Below are 13,790 nucleotides of genomic sequence, written 5' to 3'. Positions count from 1 at the left end.
CCCCCTAAGATTTGTCAAAACGATTTTTATTTTCCTTTTTCTATTATTAGTTTTTTAGTACTAATACTATCGTTGTAAATAACTTTAAGAATGTATACACCAGACGGTAAGTTATTACTTCCCATACTAGCTTTTTTAGTACTAATAGTTTTATGAAGAATAAGTTTACCAGTTAAATCAAAAAGTAATAAACGAGTATTATCTTCAGCTTTACTTAACCTCACTTCAAAAATTCCACTTGAAGGATTTGGATATGTAGTTACAGAACTTAAATTAATAGTTTTAGTTCTTGCTAAAATAGTTTGATTTGTTACACACTGAGCATTACAAGCACCTAAACTATCTGCATGATCTGTTCCTATACCATGTTTAGTTAAATGTTGCATAACAGCATTTTTACTAATGCTAATCATAACATGCTTGGTTCCTTTTTTACCATTTGTATGGTGACATACTAATACTTTTCCTTTGTATCTACCTTTTCTATCATAAGCTCTAGCATCAATAACACAAACATAAATTGAAGTTGAAGCAGTACATCCATTAGCATTGGTAACAGTTACATAGTAAGTTGTACTTACTGTTGGATTAATAGTTGGATTTGCTTGGTTAGATATTACTTCTCCTGTAGAAGTTGCCCATTCATATGTAAATCCACTTCCACCATCAACAACTGTAGATAGATTAATACTTTGAGGTCCAAAACCTAAGAAAATAGTATTTTTCTTTTGAGTTTGTACTGTATTAAAATCATTGATACCTATTGTTGGTACATCACCAAGAATAGAAACGATTGCAGTTTCTGAACTTGAGTTACCAGAAGCATCTGTAGCGGTTAAAGTAACCACATGATCTCCTATATCATCACAGGTAAAATGATCTCTATCAATTGAAAGTGTAAAATCACAATTATCAAAAGTTCCACCATCAATATTACTTGGAGTAATATCTGCAACCCCATTAGCTAAATCAATTGAATAACTTTGAGTAATTACAGTAGGAGCAATGTTGTCTTGAACAGTAACTGTAGCAGTTAAAGAAGCATTGTTTCCGTTTACATCAGTAACCGTTAAAACCACCGTATTATCTCCAGTATTAGAACAATCAAAAGAATCATTGTCTAAAGCATATGATTCAATACCACAGGCATCATTAGATCCGTTGTCTATATCAGCAGTAGTGATTGAAGCTTCACCATTTTCATCTAATTCAATTGTAATGTTTTGTGTGATTACATTTGGTAAAGTAACATCATTTACTGTAACCGTTGCAGTTAAAGAAGCAGCGTTTTCGTTTACATCTGTAGCTGTTAAGGTAACTGTATTAGCGCCAACATTAGAACAGTCAAAAGTATCATTGTCTAAAGTTAAACTTGCTATTCCACAAGCGTCATTAGAACCGTTATCAATATCCGCAGGAGTAATAGAAGTATTACCATTCGCATCTAAATCAATAGAGATGTTTTGTGTAACTATACTTGGAGCAGTAACATCGTTTACAGTAACTGTTGCAGTTAAAGAAGCAGCGTTTCCGTTTACATCTTTAGCAGTTAAAGTAACTGTATTAGCACCAACATTAGAACAATCAAACGAATCATTGTCTAAAGTTAAACTTGCTATTCCGCAAGCGTCACTAGAACCGTTATCAATATCAGTAGTTGTAATAGAAGCGTTTCCATTAGTATCTAAATCTATTGAAATATTTTGAGTGATTACACTTGGAACAGTAACATCGTTTACAGTAACAGTTGCAGGTAAAGAAGCAACGTTTCCGTTTACATCAGTTACAGTTAATATAACTGTATTATCACCAACATTAGAGCAATCAAAAGTATCATTGTCTAAAGTTAAACTTGCTATTCCACATGCATCAGTAGAACCATTGTCTATATCAGCTGGTGTAATAGAAGCATTTCCGATAGCATCTAAATCAATAGAGATGTTTTGAGTAACTACACTTGGAGCAGTAACATCGTTTACAGAAACATTTGCTGTAGCTGTAGAAATATTACCATTTGTGTCTGTAACTGTAAGTGTAACTATATTTCCAGTTCCTGTTGCAAAGCCGAAAGTACCAGCCATATATCTATTTTCAGGGCCGCCATCAAGAACAGTTGGGTAGTTAATGTTATTTGAATTGTCTCCATAAGCATATCTTCCTCCACCAACAAATTGAATTGTACCATCTGCATTATCTGTTGTTCCAGTTGTATAATAATTACCATTTAGTTCATTATTACCATAACCTTTAGCTACAATAGTATACTGACCAGTACCTAATACTACTGGACTTATAGCTCTTATTCTAAAATTATCAACTAAAGGATCTCCAGAACCAGCTATAGTTATATCTAAACCTTGAACAATTGTTTGGGTGTTTCTATTAAAAATAGCAACTCGTATACCGCCATTAATACCACCGTTAATTCCATCAGAATTATGATCAAAAGCTCCAAGTGTATTTATGGTTAAGTTAGAAGTTAGGTCGAAATCTAACCCTAATTCACCAGTCCAATTCTGCCATCCTTGGTTAGTTTGACTCATGTATGCTAATTGATTTTCGGTATTTCCACCTCCAACATTAGAACAATCAAAAGAATTATTGTCTAAAGTGATACTTTCAATTCCACATGCATCATTAGAACCATTGTCTATTTGTTGTGGAGTAATAATGGCATTACCATTTGCATCTAAATCAATAGAAATGTCTTGTGTAATAACTGTTGGAGCTGTTACATCACTAACAATTACATTTTGTGTGGCTGTTGCAATGTTTCCATTACCATCATCAAAAGACCAAGTAATTTGGTGATTTCCTTGAGTTTTATATTCTAAAGAATCATTAGTTGTTCCCGTTATTGTACCAGCACAATTATCTGTAGTAGTTGGTGTGGTAGCAGTCGCGGAACATTCACCTAAAATATCAGCTAAAGTTGGCGTAACTGGAGCCGTTGTGTCTTCAACAGTTATAGTTGTAGTACATGAACTACTTTCTCCACTAGGATCTGTTACTGTTAAAGTTACACTGTGTGTACCTAAAGTAAATGGACCATTAGTACTTAAAGAATAGGTTAAAACATCTCCATCAGGATCTGAGGAACCATTATCTATGTCTGTGTATAGAATACTTGCTGAACAATTTTCATCTGCAGATACTGTGATATTTTTACAGGATGCAACAGGTGGTTCATTACAACCATTTTGTTGATCATCAATAACTAAAGCAGTTGTTCCAGAATACCCTCCTTGATTTAAGACTAATCCGTTAGCATCAACTGCTACTGGAGATGATCCTAAAACACCATTATTATCATTGTCTAAATGACCAGCTTCTATAGCATCAGGACAACCATCATTGTCAGAATCGGTATCAAAAACATCATCTATTCCATCACCATCAGTATCACAAAATTCAAAGAAATCTGCACCAAAGGCAAAATTCACATAATTTTCATAGATTAAGTAATCGAAAGAAATACTTGAAAAAGTACCATTCATTCTTACAATAGTATATGCTTCTTTTCCTGTAATTTGAGTCGGAGAATTCTGTACAAATGATGATCCATTACCTACATGAGTTGACCATAAGACATCTACTGGAGCACTAAAATTAATAGGGACCGAAATAGGGCCGCCTCCAATTGAAGAAAAAACCAATACAGGATTTGTCATTGGTTGATCAAAAGTAAGTGTATTAGAACTAGGTTCAATATTTTGAATAGTTGGATTAGCATTTGGTACATTGTATGAAGCTGGAAATGTACTGTGGGAAAACATGTTGCTAGTGCTTCTAACATTTACAGTCGAAGTATAAGTATACCCTATACCATTTATCATTCCTGTAGCTGTTTTTCCATTAACTGTAGGTGCACTAGACCAGAAAAAATTTGAATCCAAACATTCATCAGTATCTAAAACACCATCATTATCATCATCTAAATCACAAGAATCTATAATTCCATCACCATCTTTATCAGCTCCAGTAGCACTTCCAACTACAGTTGATGCTGAAGAGGTTGTTCCGTTTGCATCTCTAGCAGTAACCGTATAGCTACCTGGGCTTAAGTTTGTTGCTGTCTGAGTAGTTTGACCGTTACTCCATGCATAGGTATAAGGTGGTTGTCCGCCAGAAGAATTTGCTGTTGCAGAACCATCTGTTTTAGAAGGGCAAGAAGCTTTATTTGCAGTAATAGAAACATTGCTTATTGGTGCGGTTTGACCATTTACTCTTACTTGTGCACCAGTAAGGTTATTTCCTGTAGGGCAATCGTCAAATTGAACAATTACTAATCTGTTTAACTCTCCAGCTTTAGACAAAGAAGCGTAATTTGCCGTTACAGGTACTCCTTGAATTTGACCTATAAATGCTCCATTAGGATGGTCTGAATTAAAAATGTATGCTCTTGCACCATCATCTGCAGCAGAAAAACTAACATTTAAATCGTTAACATTAAATGCAGAAGGTATATTTATAGATGTCTGAAAGTAAGTGAAATTTAATTGTTGTCTGCAATTGGTTAAAATTGATGTAACAGAGTATTGTATTGCTCCGTTAGCATCCGTAGGTGCTGCACTCCAATTAGGATTGTTGCTTGTAGGAATATTAGCTAGAGCATAAGCGCTTGGATGCCCATGGCTAGGATTAAAATGAGTAAAAATACCTGCTCCTTGGTTTATTTCCCAAGGTGAAATTGTTACTTGAGAATTTAAAAATTGTGTCGAAATAAATATCGCAAATAAAAACGGTAAATATTTTTTCTGTTTGATAAAGCAATGGTTAAATGCTTTTTTTAGTAGTAGTTTATTCATAATATAAAATTTTGGTTAAAATATTTTAATAAGTAATGGTTTGTAATCTTTTTCAAAAATTTATTTTAATAAAATTGTTATGTCATAAAAAATATAATTGTATTAATTGTTATTAGTTAATTTAAGTGATTTTTTCAAGTCACTTTTTTCAATTCAAAAATAAAAAGTTAATGAATAGAGAGTGAAAAAAATGTCATAGACACAACTTTTTTATTCATAAGACCCTGTAATTTATTTATGAGGTGATTGAGTGCGAAAAATTATACGAACCTAGTATTTAGATAAGTATTTTAGTAAAAACAATGTTTTTCTTATATTGTATTTAGTATCATTAAATTTTTTGTATTTAGAATTTAACAGATAGTCCAATAATATTAGATACGGTAAAATTGTTGAGAATTACTTTTCTTAGAATAGTAGTGTATACATCATAAAGTAGTTTTTATAAAGTATATAGGGATAACTTTGGTTAGTATTTAAATGTTTGGTATAGCTAATGTAATGTATAATTGTTTAAAAGTCAAAATAATAGATAGAAACACGTATTAATACGCATAAAAAAAACAGGTTAAGAATTTTCTTAACCTGTTTTACATTTAGACAATCCCCCTAAGATTTGTCAAAACGATTTTTATTTTCCTTTTTCTATTATTAGTTTTTTAGTACTAATACTATCGTTGTAAATAACTTTAAGAATGTATACACCAGACGGTAAGTTATTACTTCCCATACTAGCTTTTTTAGTACTAATAGTTTTATGAAGAATAAGTTTACCAGTTAAATCAAAAAGTAATAAACGAGTATTATCTTCAGCTTTACTTAACCTCACTTCAAAAATTCCATTTGAAGGATTTGGATATGTAGTTACAGAACTTAAATTAATAGTTTTAGTTCTTGCTAAAATAGTTTGATTTGTTACACACTGAGCATTACAAGCACCTAAACTATCTGCATGATCTGTTCCTATACCATGTTTAGTTAAATGTTGCATAACAGCATTTTTACTAATGCTAATCATAACATGCTTGGTTCCTTTTTTACCATTTGTATGGTGACATACTAATACTTTTCCTTTGTATCTACCTTTTCTATCATAAGCTCTAGCATCAATAACACAAACATAAATTGAAGTTGAAGCAGTACATCCATTAGCATTGGTAACAGTTACATAGTAAGTTGTACTTACTGTTGGATTAATAGTTGGATTTGCTTGGTTAGAAACTACTTCTCCTGTAGAAGTTGTCCATTCATATGTAAATCCACTTCCACCATCAACAACTGTAGATAGATTAATACTTTGAGGTCCAAAACCTAAGAAAATAGTATTTTTCTTTTGAGTTTGTACTATATTAAAATCATTAATACCTATTGTTGGTACATTACCAAGAATAGAAACGATTGCAGTTTCTGAACTTGAGTTACCAGAAGCATCTGTAGCGGTTAAAGTAACCACATGATCTCCTATATCATCACAGGTAAAGTGATCCCTATCAATTGAAAGTGTAAAATCACAATTATCAAAAGTTCCACCATCAATATTACTTGGAATAATATCTGCAACTCCATTCGTTAAATCAATTGAATAACTTTGAGTAATTACAGTAGGAGCAATGTTATCTTGTACCGTAACAGTTGCGCTTAAAGATGCATCATTTCCGTTTACATCCGTAACCGTTAAAACCACCGTATTATCTCCAGTATTAGAACAATCAAAAGAATCTTTGTCTAAAGAGTACGATTCAATACCGCAGGCATCTGTTGAATTATTATCAATATCAGCAGGAGTGATTGAAGCTTCACCGTTTTCATCTAACTCAATTATTATGTTTTGAGTAATTACATTTGGAGCAGTTACATCATTTACAGTAACATTAGCTGTTAAAGAATTACTATTTCCATTTACATCAGTAACTGTTAAAGTAACAGTATTTGTACTTACATTACTACAATTAAACGTGTCATTGTCTAAAGAAATAGAAGCGATTCCACAATTGTCTGAAGAACCATTATCTATTTGTTGTGGTGTAATCGTTGAATTTCCATTTGCATCTAAATTGATAATTAAGTTTTGAGTTAAAACACTTGGTAATTGATTATCATTTACAGTAACTGTAAAGGTTTTTGTAGAAGTACCTACTGGATTGGTTGCAGTTGCAGTTACAGTAACTGTTCCTTCAGCAAAGAAACTACCTGGTTCTATATCATACGTAATAGTTGAAGCAGGTATACCAACAGTTTCTGTAGCAGCATAATTTACAATGGCACCACATTCTCCAGAATCATTATTTACAGTAATATCTTCAGGAACTACAATTTCTGGTGGTAATCCAGTTACAATAACATTGAATGTTGCAGTAGCAGTATTGCCAGATCCATCAGTTGCAGTATATGAAACAACTGTTGTTCCAATAGGGAAAGTTTCTCCGTCTGCTAAACCAGCAGTCAAGGCTGTTGTTACAGTACAATTATCTGTTCCTATAGGTGTGTTATAATTTACAACCGCTCCTGCTGCACTTGTTGCAAAAACATTAATGTCGGCTGGATCAGATATTTCTGGTGAAATGTTATCAACTACAGTAACATTAGCTGTTGCTGTAGAAGAATTTCCATTTACATCAGTTACTGTTAACGTAACCATGTTTCCAGTACTTCCACTAATAGGTGATTCATCTATCCAATTTTCAGTTTGAGAATTGTTTGCAGTACCGTTAATAGTTCCTGCAAGATTATCAACAGAATTTCCAGAACCCTCATTAAAGTTAAAATAACCAACAAGACCTACTTCATTTCCAGTAAGTTCATTGTTTCTATTGTCTGCTATTTCTGTTGCTGTTCTTTCAGTGTTCCATACTCTAAGATCATCCATATCTCCTTGCCACTTTTCACCATAATAACTTGCATCATTAGGAGAACCGATAGATAGAGGTACATTAGCTCCATGATTAGTACTTATTCCTGCGGCTATTTGCCCAGCCAAAGTACCATTAACATAAACTAAAGTTCTAGTAGTATTCATTACCATTGCAACATGATACCATTGATTTGCATTTATACCTGTAGAAATTGAAATTGTTCTATAACCATGTGTACTATTATAGACACCAATAGTATTAGCGCTAGGGTTTGTATGAATACTATATCTTGAATTACCAACTCTATCTCTGATTGCTAACCAACTTTCATTACCATTTGATCCAGAGGCAGGACGAATCCAAGCTTCTATAGTTTGTGCTGTTAATGTAGAGAAACTAGTGTCATTTACTAAAATTTCATCACCATTTGCATTCGCTATTCCATCAAAAGAAAAAGAAGAAGAACTAGCTGAAGAACCTACGTTTGAGCAGTCAAAAGAATTTTTATCTAGAGAGGTGCTTGCAATTCCACAAGCGTCATTAGAATCATTATCAATTTGTTGTGGAGTAATTGTAGCGTTTCCATTATCATCTAAATTGATAGAGATGTCTTGTGCAATAGCTGTTGGTGCTGTTACATCAATTACAATTACATTTTGAGTAGCTGTTGCAATATTTCCATTACCATCATCAAAAGACCAAGTAATTACATGAATTCCTTGAGCTGTATATTCCAAATAGTCAGTAGTTGTCCCTGTTATAGAACCAGCGCAATTATCTGTAGTAGTTGGTGTTGTTGCTGTAGCAGAACATTCACCTAAAATATCAGATAGAATAGGCGCGATTGGTGCAATAGTATCTTGTACTGTAACAATTGCTGTGCCAGTTGAGCTAGAACCTAAAGTGCTAGTAACTGTTAACGTAACAGTAACTGGGTTATTAATGTCTTCACAGTTAAACGCTGAAATATCAAGAGATAAACTTCCAATTCCAACTGCGGAAGAAGATCCATTATCAATTTGTGAAGGATCTATCACAACAGTTCCATTATCATCTAATTGAACAACGATGTTTTGTGTAATTACAACAGGTACAGGATCAATTACTGTAACTAATACAGGTACAGTTGTTGCGTTTCCACTTGCATCAGTTCCTGTTAATTGAACCGTTACTGGACTGTTAACTGCATCGGTTGCTCCAAAAGTATCTTGAGAAACTGAATATGTTACAGTTCCACAGTTATCTGAACCATTATCCAATACATTTTCTGGTACAATAGAAACTGTACCAGTAGAAGTTAATGTAACTGAAATGTTTTGTCCAACAACTGTTGGTGCAGTAACATCTTGCACAGTAATAATTTGAGATTCAGAAACCGTATTACCACTTAGATCTGTAGCAGTCCAAGTTCTAGTTAACGTATAGTTATCATTAGAAATACCATCAATTCTTTCTTCAACAAAAGTTATTGTTGGATTGCCGCAATTATCAGATGCAGAAATAGTAGCTGCAGCTGGTACAGTTTCACATTCAACAGTTATATCAACAGGTGTTGCATCGAAAAAAGGTGCAGTAGTATCTTGTACAGTAATAATTTGAGTATGAGATACTGAATTTTCACTTTGATCTGTAGCAGTCCAAGTTCTATTCAATGTATAGTTATCATTAGATTTACCATCAATTCTTTCTTCAACAAAAGTTATTGTTGGATTGCCGCAATTATCAGATGCAGAAATAGTAGCTGCATTTGGTATAGCGTCACATTCTACAGTTACATTAGCAGGAACATCGTTTAAAGTAGGTGCTGTAATATCATTTACAGTAACATTAGCTATTGCTGTAGAAGAATTTCCATTTACATCTGTTACGGTTAAAGTAACTTCATTGCTAGAACCAGCACCAATATTATTGATTCCCGAGGTTACCCAATCAGCATCGGTCATATTTATTAGAACACCATTCGCTCCTGTTATAGATTGATCTTCAATCGTGTTTCCACTTCCTTCATTCATTGCCCAATATCCTACCAATGAATTATCTGATATATCTGGACAATTCATAAGTAAGTCTTGGATCTCAGTTTCACTCAAAGCTCTATTATATATTAATACTTCGTCTGTCTGAAAATTCCTATTCCTACTAGGGATTCTCCCATCAATTCCAATTGCAATTTCACTATTGGCATTAACTCTAATATTGTTAATACCTGTATCAGTACTAGCTAAATTTCCATCAAGATAAAGTCGAGTTGAAGTAGTATCTGCTACACCAGTAATCAAATGCCAGCCAGCTGTAGTATTAAGTGATACTGCTCTATAGGCACCATTGTCATTGATGTACCAAGTAATACCATTCGCACCGCTAGCGTGCATATTCCAAACATTGGTGTTATTACTACTCATTCCAAAAGTAGATTGCGTCATCCAAGCACTGTTGCCTTGGAAGTTAACCCACCAGGAGACAGTAATCTGATTACTAAATTCATGAAATGGATCTCCGATCCGTACGTAATCGTTATCAGCTCCAAGGTCTAATGCTGTTCCAGCATTACATTGAGCACTACTATCTACATTACTACAATCAAAAACTGTATTATCTAAAGTAATACTATCAATTTCACAGTTATCAGAAGAACCATTATTAATCATTTGAGGAGTAATAATAGCATTTCCGCTAGCATCTAATGGAATAGTAATATTTTTTGTTATAGCTATTGGAGCTGTTGTATCATTTACAATTACATTTTGTGTTGCTGTAGTTGTATTTCCATTACCATCATCAAAAGACCAAGTAATTGTATGAGTTCCTTGTATTGTATATTCTAAAGAGTCAGTAGTTGTACCCGTTATAGAACCAGCGCAATTATCTGTTGTAGTTGGTGTTGTTGCTGTAGCAGAACATTCACCTAAAATATCAGATAGAATAGGCGCGATTGGTGCAATAGTATCTTGTACTGTAACAATTGCTGTGCCAGTTGAGCTAGAACCTAAAGTGCTAGTAACTGTTAACGTAACAGTAACTGGGTTATTAATGTCTTCACAGTTAAACGCTGAAATATCAAGAGATAAACTTCCAATTCCAACTGCGGAAGAAGATCCATTATCAATTTGTAAAGGATCTATCACAACAGTTCCATTATCATCTAATTGAATAACGATGTTTTGTGTAATTACAACGGGTACTGGATCAATTACTGTTACTTGAACAGGAATTGTTGTTGCATTTCCACTTTCATCAGTTCCTATTAACTGAATTGTAACAGGACTATTGATAGCATCTGTTGCGCCAAAAGTGTTTTGGCTAATAGTGTAAGAAACTGTACTACAAGTATCAGAGCCATTATTTAAAACATTCTGTGGTATTATAGAAACGGTACCAGAAGCGGTTAATGTTACTGATATGTTTTGACCAACTATAGTTGGCGGAGTAACATCTTGTACAGTAATAACTTGAGATTCAGAAACCGTATTACCACTTTGATCTGTGGCAGACCAAGTTCTTGTTAACGTATAGTTATCATTAGAGAATCCATCTGCTCTTTGTTCTGTAAAATTAACTGATATGTTTGAATCACAATTGTCGGTTGCAGAAATAGTAGCTACATCTGGTATTGAGTGACATTCAACAGTTAGATCAGCAGGAGTAGCTTCTAAAGCAGGAGCAATTGCGTCAATAATAGTTACAATAGCATCCTTAGTAGAAATATTTCCATTTTTATCTTCAACTGTTAGTGTAACATTGTTTTCACCTAAATCATCACAATTAAAATCACAAGCATTACTTTCATTTGTGTTAAATACCTTTACCTGTCTAAGTTCAATATAACCTGAAAAGCCTAATGACCCATCATTTTTAGCATATAACTTTATAAATCGAGTATTTGTACTTTGGAATGTAGTTTTTAAAGGACTACTTACTGTAGTACCATTTAACACACCGGCACCAACAGATGTTGATGGGAATAATTGATTCCAACCTGGAGAAGAACTGTTAGGATTTTCTAAATTACCATTATAAGCAAACGCTTCAATATGAGTTGTTTTTCCATCTGAGAACATTTGAAATATACTCATTGCATTTATAGTTTGAGAACTTCCTAAATCTATAACTAATCTCCCATAACTATTACCTGGACTTGTATTTCTCCAAGTAGCACCTGCATTATTGTCTTGCCTAGAACTATTATCTGGATCATTTTGATTTGGAGCAAGATCACATAACATACCTCTTGCAAACCAAGCTTCATTACAGGTTGTCCCAAAGGAAGTTCTGTAGTTTGGTGCATTAGAATTAGAATATTCTATTATATCTGCTGTTCCATTATTTAATGTTCCGTTTAAAAAATTTGTTAATCCATTTCCAGAACCTCCAACTCTAGAACAACTAATTGAAGAAATACCACAAGCATCACTAGAACCATTGTCTATTTGTTGTGGCGTAATACTTGCATTTCCGTTTGCATCTAAGTTTACACTAATGTTATTTGTTATTGCTGTTGGTGGAGTAGAATCACTAATAATTACATTTTGAGATGCTGTAGTGCTATTTCCATTACCATCATCAAAATTCCATGTAATTATATGAGTTCCTTGAGTTGTGTATGTTAAAGAATCTGTGGTTGTACCTGTAATTGTACCTGCACAATTATCAGTTGTTGTTGGTGCAGTAACAGTTGCAGAACACTCTCCAGTTACATCTGCTAAAGTTGGTGCAATGGGTGCAATATTATCTACAACAATAACATTTGCAGGAGTTGTTGCAGAATTACCATTTACATCAGTTACTGTTAAATTAACAGTGTTTCCATTGCTTTCAATTGGTGAATCTGTAGACCAATTTGCATTTTGAGAATTATTTGCAGTACCATTTACTGTACCTGCAAGATTAGTAATTGTATTTCCAGTACCTTCATTAAAATCGAAGTAACCAACTAAACCTGCCTCGTTTCCTACTAATTCGATGTTTCTATTATTAGCTATTTCTAATGCTGTTCTTTCATCATTCCATATTCTTAAGTCATCAATATTTCCTTCCCATTTTTCAGAATACCAACCAGTATCGTTTGGAGAACCAATAGATAAAGGCGCATTTGCTCCAAGACTTGTATTAATTCCCGTACTAATTTCCCCTTCGAAAGCACCATCAAGATAAACTAAAGTCTTGGTTGAATTCATAACCAAAGCGATATGATACCACTGATTAGCATTAATAATTGTTGTAATTGTTTGCCAATTAGTAGAATTAAATATTCCAATAGTATTAGTATCAGCATTAATGTGTATGCTAAATCTAGAATTATGAATATTATTTCTTACAGCTACCAAAACATCATTATCACTAGCACCGGTTGCTGGGCGGATCCAAGCTTCAATTGTTTGCGTTGTTAATGTTGTTAAATTTGTGTCATCTACTAAAATTTCATCACCAGTTGCGTCAGTTTCACCATCTAATAAATAAGAAAAATTTCTATCACCATTAATGTCAGTACAATTAAAATCTGAAGTATCTAAATTAAGACTTTGTATACCTGTAGTAGCTGTTGAACCATTATTAATTTGTTGCGGTGTTATTATTGCTTCTCCATTTGCATCTAATTGAACTGTTATGTTTTGTGTTTGAGCTATAATGTTTTGTTGAGCATATGTTTCAAGCCCAAACAGTATTGCAAATAGCAATAGTGTTTTTAAAATAAATTTTGAGTAGTTGTTTTTCATTTTCGGTTATGTTTAGTTATTAGTTTTAGTTGAGTGTTTATAATAGAACTATACTATCAATTTGTTAAAATTGACATGTGTTAATTCGTGAAAATTTGTGTTTTGTTGTTCTCTTAGAATAGAGAGTTATAAATACATTATAAAATTGTTTTTATAAAGCAGTATAGGGATAACTTTGGTTAGTTTTTGTTTGTTTGGTGATGTAAAATCACATACAATTTTTAGTAAAAAAACAGCCTAATTAAAAATCAGGTATTTATACCTATGCATTGTAAGTACAAGTTTATTTGAATTTTATGTGTAATAATAGTTAAGTAGTATCATAGAAATAGTAGTTAGTTTTTTGGTTGCAGTAAATCTATTTAAACTAAATGTATTCACCTAAGTATGGTAGGGTAGTTTTTCCCACCCGAAAG

Annotated in this window: 2 protein-coding genes; both read right to left on the bottom strand. The window is 33.1% G+C overall.

Translation table 11 applies throughout. The features are described 5' to 3' along the window. Positions 1–26: 26 nt before the first annotated feature. Entirely contained in the window at positions 27–4,808 is a 4,782-nt protein-coding gene (locus OD91_RS02255) for a T9SS type A sorting domain-containing protein (RefSeq protein WP_144894777.1), read from the bottom strand. Positions 4,809–5,439: 631 nt separating this feature from the next. Further along, positions 5,440–13,374: a LamG-like jellyroll fold domain-containing protein gene (locus tag OD91_RS02250; RefSeq protein ID WP_144894776.1), complete on the bottom strand. Its 7,935-nt coding sequence runs from the start codon at positions 13,372–13,374 to the stop codon at positions 5,440–5,442. Positions 13,375–13,790: the final 416 nt, after the last annotated feature.

Origin of the sequence: Lutibacter sp. Hel_I_33_5 (assembly GCF_007827455.1) — a bacterium.
Taxonomy (GTDB): Bacteria; Bacteroidota; Bacteroidia; order Flavobacteriales; family Flavobacteriaceae; genus Polaribacter.
This window is presented reverse-complemented; position numbering and strand designations above follow the sequence as displayed.

What these genes read in the sequence shown, in the direction of transcription:
- OD91_RS02255 (WP_144894777.1), bottom strand. Translation starts at nt 4,808, where the DNA reads ATGAATAAACTACTACTAAAAAAAGCATTTAACCATTGCTTTATCAAA.
- OD91_RS02250 (WP_144894776.1), bottom strand. Translation starts at nt 13,374, where the DNA reads ATGAAAAACAACTACTCAAAATTTATTTTAAAAACACTATTGCTATTT.